General features: G+C 60.0%; 5 protein-coding genes and 1 tRNA gene. 4 read left to right on the top strand and 2 right to left on the bottom strand.

Annotated elements, in window-relative coordinates:
- Positions 1 to 1473, top strand: a 1473-nt coding sequence (locus NKJ94_RS37005; RefSeq protein WP_352532670.1) for a C69 family dipeptidase, incomplete at its 5' end; no start/stop codon positions are given.
- Between the two features lie 24 nt (positions 1474 to 1497).
- Positions 1498 to 2259: a type I glutamate--ammonia ligase gene (locus NKJ94_RS37000; RefSeq protein WP_352532668.1), complete on the top strand. Its 762-nt coding sequence runs from the start codon at positions 1498 to 1500 to the stop codon at positions 2257 to 2259.
- 164 nt (positions 2260 to 2423) lie between these two features.
- Here the strand turns inward: NKJ94_RS37000 and NKJ94_RS36995 are convergent, their stop codons facing one another.
- Positions 2424 to 2708, bottom strand: coding sequence for a PRC-barrel domain containing protein (locus tag NKJ94_RS36995; RefSeq protein WP_352532666.1), 285 nt, complete (start codon positions 2706 to 2708; stop codon positions 2424 to 2426).
- A gap of 336 nt (positions 2709 to 3044) precedes the next feature.
- On the opposite strand from NKJ94_RS36995, the gene NKJ94_RS36990 reads away from it, so the two are divergent.
- Together NKJ94_RS36990 and NKJ94_RS36985 are read left to right on the top strand one after the other, a co-directional pair.
- A tRNA-OTHER gene (locus tag NKJ94_RS36990) sits at positions 3045 to 3122 on the top strand.
- A gap of 74 nt (positions 3123 to 3196) precedes the next feature.
- Positions 3197 to 3427 (top strand): hypothetical protein, encoded by a 231-nt coding sequence (locus NKJ94_RS36985; protein WP_352532664.1) that lies wholly within the window; start codon positions 3197 to 3199, stop codon positions 3425 to 3427.
- 193 nt (positions 3428 to 3620) lie between these two features.
- Here NKJ94_RS36985 and NKJ94_RS36980 read toward each other — a convergent pair whose 3' ends face one another.
- Positions 3621 to 3824 (bottom strand): CsbD family protein, encoded by a 204-nt coding sequence (locus NKJ94_RS36980; RefSeq protein WP_352532662.1) that lies wholly within the window; start codon positions 3822 to 3824, stop codon positions 3621 to 3623.
- Positions 3825 to 4051 lie beyond the last annotated feature (227 nt).

Raw genomic sequence — 4051 nt, 5'->3', positions numbered from 1 at the left:
AAATTCAAGCCAACTTGCGACCTGGCTGCGCCGAGCGCCAACGTCAGGAATTTGCACACCTTGGCGGGTCGGCACGTTCAGCCTTCAGCTTATGACAAGGCTCTGGAACTCCCCGCCGGGATAGAAAGCGGTCAGGGCAAACGCGTATTTTTGTTGCTCCTGCCATTCAGGAAGTCCGGCCGCTCTTATCCGCTCGATACGGCTGGATGGCACGATAAATTGATTTCGCCGCACATGGCAGGTTTTCAGGAGCTTGCAGGTGACGGCGATAGCTACGCGCTTGCCGCAAGCGACATGCGCCAATCTGTTCAGAGGCGCATTCCGTATCCACAGCTTCCCGGCTCCACCGAGCCCGGCCTTCTCGGTATGGACCTCTTGCGCCTGACGCTAGAACGGGCGGCGACAGCGGATGAGGGGCTCGACATCCTGATCGCGCTTCTCGAACGCTACGGCCAGTCGGGGCGCGCTTCGGCGACGCGCGACATGACTTATCACAACAGCTTCATCATCGCCGACGGCAGGGGCGGCTGGATCGTGCAGACCGCCGGCCGACACTGGGTGGCGAAGCGGATCCAGGGCTGGGCTTCGATCTCCAACGTCTATTCGATCGGCTCCGACTATGATCGGATCTCTGCCCACGCGGCCGATTTCGCGACGCAATCGGGCTGGCACGATCCGGCTGCGGACGCGCCGTTCGATTTCGCGACGCAATCGGGCTGGCACGATCCGGCTGCGGACGCGCCGTTCGATTTCGCTGCCGCCTATGCCGATCCGGAATTTCCGGCTCTTCCGGGCTGCGTGGCACGGTTCGCGCTCTCGCAGGCACAACTGACATCGCTGGAGGAGCGGGGAAAGATCTCGCTCGAAGAGGTTTTCGCGGTGCTGAGAAGCCACGGGGCCGGCGACGCCGATGCCGGTTGGCGCCTAGGCGCCGACGGCGAGAGCGTGCTTTGCATGCATGCACGCTCGCCGGAGGGTTTCGAGACGGCCGCGAGCATGGTGGCCGAGCTTCCGCGCCCGGAGAAGCCGGACGAGCCGCTGTTATTCTGGGCCTCGCTCGCCTCGCCCTGCATGTCGACTTTCGTTCCGGTCTGGCCGGGCGCGGAAACGCCGCGCGCCTGGATGCAGCCGGAAGACGGAGCCTTCGACGCCTGGTGGGAGCAGGAATCGATGCAGCGCCTTATCGAGCGCGACTACGGGCGCTACGCCAAGGCGCCCCGGGCCTTGTTCGCGGAACTGGAAGCCGACACGCTTGCAGCCGTCCGCGCCCTTTCTGCGGACGCGGCCAAGGCGGTGCGCGCGGAGCTGACGTCCGACATCATCGTTCGCCAGCAGGAGGCGCGCGGCATCATCTCGCGGATGACGGAAGCCTGCGCCTGCAAGGTCTTGTCGCGGCAGCCGGATCTTCGGGGCAGCTATCTGCAACAGGTCGATGCGACGCGGCCGCAAACTTTTCGTGCCGTGGCCGCCTGAGTGACCTCAAATTTCGGAGCCTTTATGGAAGACGCACTCAAGGCGTTGAATGCGGAACAGGTGCATATCGGGATCTTCGATCTCGACGGCCGTCACAAGCTGGTCGGGGCCGACAAGGCCGTCAAGCTCGCTGCCGACGGATACCAGTTCTGCGATGTCCTTTACGGATGGGACAGTGCGGAGAAGACCTACAGCGATCTGACGCCCTATATTGACCGTCCTTGCTTCATCGATCCGGACAGCATCCGCCAGTACCCGTTCGGCCAGGGCAGCGCGATTGCGATCGCCGATTTTGAACGCGCCTTCGGCGACATGTCGCCGCGCAACCAGCTGCTCAAGATGATCGAGAAGGCGGCGAACCTGGGCTTCGACGTGCTGTCGGCCTTCGAATTCGAATTCTTCCTCTTGCAGGAGACACCGGACATGTTGCGGGAAATGGCATTCCGAAATCTCAATCACTTCGCCAAGGCCAACCGCACCTATTCCCTGCAATCGGCCGTTCTTTACGAGGAGATATTCTCGTCCCTGAAGTCGACGATGCGTCGCATGGGTATCGAAATGGATTCGATCCACACCGAATTCGGGCCGGGTTGTTTCGAGGTTCCGCTGGCCGTCGCGCCGGGTGCGCGCGCGGCCGACAACGCCGCCCTCTTCAAGAATTTCACGAAGGCGTGTCCGAGAAGAACGAATAGATGTGTTGGCTGGGAGATAGCAAAATTGGTCGGTCCGCGAAGGCGGTTGCGGAGGCTGAGTGCGCCGAACGCGCCGCCAAGACGGCTAGGTTGAAATCGCTCCGTATGGCCACTCAGCCTTTTTTGCCGGAGGCTGATCTGCAGGTTTCATTCCCCGAGGAACTCGATTGCTCTCTACTAATCGGGCACTGACATCGCGTCGGCTAGCAGGCTTTTTTCAGGCGGAAGAAGTCCTCGGCCACCCGCGTAACGCTTTTCTCATTCCTGGTGCTCGGGCATGTCCTCAAGTTGGTCCTTCGTCCAGCTAGTGACGGCGTGAACGTCACCATCTTCGTCGCGCATGAAATCCAATTGGCTGGCAGCAACAGCTACCGGCTTGGCGCCTATGCCAAGGAAGCCGCCGACGTCGATGACGACCTGATTACCGTGCACATGATCAACAGACCCGATCTCTTCGTCGTCAGGGCCGTAGATGGTCGCGCCTTCGAGTATGTCGGAGGTCAACTCCGCGCTGGTAAGGCGAACGTGGTTGGTGTGATCCATAACCGGTCTCCTCTGGGTTGGGACATTTTCTAACTTATGAAGAGGCCAAGAGTTCCGGCGGAGCAGAGAACAGCAAACGTGGTAGTCGGTAGGTATGAGGTTGGCGCTTGGTCACGGGCCCATGCTCTTCCGTCCGTCTCGCTTTCAGTCACTCATGCAGCGCAATCTGAATGAGGTCCGAATAGGCCGCGTGCCGCCTTCATCACAATGAAGGGCGACATTCGCAGGCGCCCATAGGAATGTGTCCAGAGTGACATAGGGGTGCTTCATGTAAGAGAACTTACTGATGGCTCAGTGGTCCTGTTACCGTCGCCGGGGAAAAAGCCTCAAACGGTCGCGCTCGTAGCTCAATCAGGATAGAGCCACCACCAAAGTCTCGGGCAGATGCAGGTTCGAGCCCTGCCGAGTGCACCAGGTATCAGCAAACCGAGATCGAGGAAAACAACGGCAGTGCCTACACAGTTGATCTTTTATATCAGAGCGTGGCGATGGCTGCCTTTCTCCCCACGTTGGCTGTCGTCCTGCTGCTCGCCCTATTGCCAGACCACCTCGTAAGGCTGGCGGTTCTCCTTGCCTTGATGGGCGCAGCGATCGAGGTCCTTCAAGGCATCACAGGGCGCGACATGAGTGTCTTCGACTGGTTTGCCGACTGCCTCGGCATGGCATACGGGCTTAGAACTATGAGCTGGGTGAAGGGATTCTTGGCGAACCAGTTATGAGATCGCGACAAGCTCCCGCTTGGCCGCCACCGTCTTGGCCGCGCCCTTGCTCAACCTCACCCCGGCGCCGCCCCCAATTTTAGAGGATCAAATCGCGTCAGCGAGCTTTGCCATTCCAAATGCCGACGCCAAGGCAAACGGGCAAAAAAAGAGGGCCCTGCCATGCGACAGCGCCCCTCGATTACGAAAGGTCCTACCAGCCTTGGCGAGTATACCAGTCGTCAATATCGCGACGCACGCGATTCTTCTCGATTCCGTAACGTTCCTGGATCATGCCTTCGAGTTGGTCGCGCTTGCCGGCGATGCGGTCCAAGTCGTCATCGGTGAGCTTGCCCCACTGTTCCTTGACTTTACCTTTGACCTGCTTCCAGTTTCCTTCAACGCGGTTCCAGTCCATGGTCAATAAACTCCTTGGTTTCACACAAGTGCGAAACGGTCATTCGGCCCCGATGTTCCAGACGAGTGGTAATCGCGGCGTGCGCGTCTCGATTCACGCGTGAACCTTCGTGGTTGCCGAACGTTCGTAAGCGCTCATTTCCCCGCACGTCGACGGCCCTTGCAACAGCTGATCGCTTTCAGACGGACGCGTCCGGGCGGATCAGGCTGCAGCGGTTTTGAGGAAGT

The organism is Mesorhizobium sp. M0060, assembly GCF_040323155.1.
In the GTDB taxonomy this organism is placed as follows: Bacteria; Pseudomonadota; Alphaproteobacteria; order Rhizobiales; family Rhizobiaceae; genus Mesorhizobium.
The sequence above is the reverse complement of the archived record's forward strand: the minus strand, read 5'-3'. Positions and strand labels throughout refer to the sequence as shown.

Coding starts and splice junctions, on each gene's coding strand:
- NKJ94_RS37000 (WP_352532668.1), top strand. CDS start 1,498: ATGGAAGACGCACTCAAGGCGTTGAATGCGGAACAGGTGCATATCGGG.
- NKJ94_RS36995 (WP_352532666.1), bottom strand. CDS start 2,708: ATGGATCACACCAACCACGTTCGCCTTACCAGCGCGGAGTTGACCTCC.
- NKJ94_RS36985 (WP_352532664.1), top strand. CDS start 3,197: ATGGCTGCCTTTCTCCCCACGTTGGCTGTCGTCCTGCTGCTCGCCCTA.
- NKJ94_RS36980 (WP_352532662.1), bottom strand. CDS start 3,824: ATGGACTGGAACCGCGTTGAAGGAAACTGGAAGCAGGTCAAAGGTAAA.